This window comes from Aquabacter albus (genome assembly GCF_040049275.1).
GTDB lineage: Bacteria > Pseudomonadota > Alphaproteobacteria > Rhizobiales > Xanthobacteraceae > Aquabacter.
The window spans coordinates 1-2,546 of sequence record NZ_JBDZDT010000034.1; the positions used below are offsets into that span (position 1 = coordinate 1).

At 62.0% G+C, this 2,546-nt stretch carries 2 protein-coding genes; one reads left to right on the top strand and one right to left on the bottom strand.

What is annotated here, in order from left to right; translation table 11 throughout:
- Positions 1-1,178: 1,178 nt before the first annotated feature.
- Entirely contained in the window at positions 1,179-1,424 is a 246-nt protein-coding gene (locus tag ABLE91_RS28870) for a hypothetical protein (RefSeq protein ID WP_348936003.1), read from the top strand.
- Between the two features lie 415 nt (positions 1,425-1,839).
- On the opposite strand, the gene ABLE91_RS28875 is transcribed toward ABLE91_RS28870, so the two are convergent.
- Positions 1,840-2,546: autotransporter outer membrane beta-barrel domain-containing protein (locus tag ABLE91_RS28875; protein ID WP_348936004.1), on the bottom strand; the 707-nt coding region annotated here is incomplete at its 5' end.

Consider the following 2,546-nt stretch of genomic DNA (forward strand, 5'->3'; position numbering starts at 1 on the left):
CCCGGTCCTTCACCAATCTTACAGCCTCAAGCTTGAACTCGCGGCTGAACCTCCGTCGTTGCATTCCAGCTCTCCAGTCCCGTTGAACACCTTATCTCGGTGTCCACGAAACCGGCAGCAGGCCAATGCTCCTCCAGGAGGCGGTAGGCGATCAGCAGCGCCCCAACCGTGGCCCGCGGATCGCCATCGCAAGCGGCTATTGCCTCCTCAACATCCCTGGCTAGCGGGTCGTCAAAAACCAGCCCCTCGGCTGGCGCCGGTACGCTCTCCGTCATGTCTCGCTTCCATCTGATAGCACCATCATGCACTAGAACAAAATAGGAACAACAGCGTGTAGGTTGTGAGGCTCGCGGGGCTGACGATGCCGCTGCGTCAGCTTCAATTACCCGCACGGAATGAGGAACCCGTAGCGCATGGAGGCGTTGCCCGGAGCACGTCCCCCGGGAGGATCACATGGATAGACGGTCTTTTTTGCTCGGCCTTTGCGGTGTCGGAGTATCAGCAGCGGGCGCAGTCACTCTGGCGTCCATTGCCACCACGTCCGCCCAAGCCCTGCCTCTGGACGCACTGAAGAACTTGCCTGCTTCGGACTCCCAACCTGAGGCTGAAGCCTACGGCGCAGCGCCCGACGGCACTCCCGCGGAGAGCAGTTACTGGGTGTGGCGCGGTGGCCGCCGCGTCTGGGTGCCGCCCCGCCGTCGCGTATGCCGCCGCGTCGGAGTTGGGGGTGGCCGTTGGGTCACTCGCTGCTGGTGGCGGTAAAGCATCCAGCGGCACGATCTGCGTTTCCGCGCATACTCCTTCCGAGTGATTTCCAGGCAAGCTTGATATGGTTACCGTTTGGTAAACTTGCTGGAGTGTAGGGGGCGGTCGTGCGCAGCGAATTACTTGTCGCGGAATGGCACCGGAACCAAGACGAGCTTATCCGCCTAAGGCGGAAGCCGTTTTGGCTCCGGCTATTTGAGTCGATCCGAACGCTATTTCGGCCCTGACCATCGAAGCAAACCGCCAACATCGCGAGGACCGGGAAGCGGCTTTGCGGAATGTGTCGCGGGGAATGGCGCTGCCAGCGTGAGGCTCTCACTAGGCCGCTCCCACTAGGAACCAAGTTTGAAATGAGCGCGTTGCAACCCGGCTTTTAGCCGATTGTATAGAATTTCGGATAATCTGAATTGATGATGCCGACGCAGCTCAACATGGTTCTGCCGCGTCCAATCGCGGTAAAGGGCAAATCCCGGCGGATCGTCACCCTGGACGACGCGCTGCATTACCTGTGCGCGGCCGCCGGCAAAGTGAAGAGCGTGGCCCCCCTTAACAAGGCTGTCGTGGCAGTGAGGATCGCCGCCGAAAGTGGCGACCCGGTCGCGCTGGAGGCGGCGGCCAAGAAAGTCGAGCGACTGGTGGCCCACTGTTCCAAAGACTGACCAATCATTCCACCCATCAGGCTTCGCGGGGGCGAGCATGTCGGATTGGACCTATTTGATCCTAAGCCTGACAATATTAGCCGTGTTCGGCGGCCTTATGTGGTTGCGCATATTTGGCACCAGCTCCTGATGGCGGCGACTCGCTGTTCCATGCCTGAGGTAAGTGACGAGCGCCGGGGCCAAGCATATAGTCGGTACAAAGTTTCGATATTGGCTAGGTGCTCAAAATGCCTGACGCAGAACGTTCGGAATTGGCGGCTCGCATCAAGGCCTACAGGAATTACATATTGGCGTATTCGTCGCTGTTAATTTTAGTAATTCTTGGAATTTCTGCCGCCTCTTTGGCAGGCTGAGCCAGGAAGGATGGCCCCGCGCGGCGGTGAGCCGGCGGGGCTGATCGTGCGTGCAAACCGCCTCAGAACCTGATCGCAAAACTTCCCTTGACCATGTTGCTGGTCTCGGTCGCTGCAAGCTGGCCGGCATAGAAGACGGACAGGGTGGTGTTGGCGGTAAAGGCCATGTCGAGGCCGGCTTCCACCAGCGCCGCATCGGCGGCGATGGGGGCGCCGGAGATGGCGAAGGGCTGGGCGCCGGGGCCGAAGGCGAACAGCGCTTCGGGCGTGGTGTCGCCGAAGGCGTGCTGCCACGCCAGCGTGCCCTTGAAGCTGGTGGCGATGGTGCCGAGCGCCAGAGGGACGCTGATCCGGGCGCCCAGGGTGGAATAGGTCACCCCTTCACTTGTCCCATAGGAAGTCAGCGCGGACGGGCCGCCCGTCTCGGAGAAGTCGTCCAGGTCCACGTTCACGTAGGCCAGTCCCGCGAACGGCTCCAGTCCCACGTTGGCGAAGGAAAGGGCATAGCCCACTTCGCCGAACACCTGGCCCGTGCGGGCGGTGGTGTCGGCGGTGAGCTGGTTGAAGAGGCCGGGGAAGACGACGCTGCGGCTGGCGCTCATGTCCGCCCAGCTATAGGCCCCGCCGAACCTCACGCCGAGCGCCCCGACCGTGCCGCCGCCATAGAGCGCCACATGGGCATTGTCGCTGGAGAAGGAGGAGGAGCGGGCATCCACCTGATAGCTGGAGGCGGAGTATCCCGCCGCAAAGCCCAGCCGCCAGTCGCCCA

Coding starts and splice junctions, on each gene's coding strand:
- ABLE91_RS28870 (WP_348936003.1), top strand. CDS start 1,179: ATGCCGACGCAGCTCAACATGGTTCTGCCGCGTCCAATCGCGGTAAAG.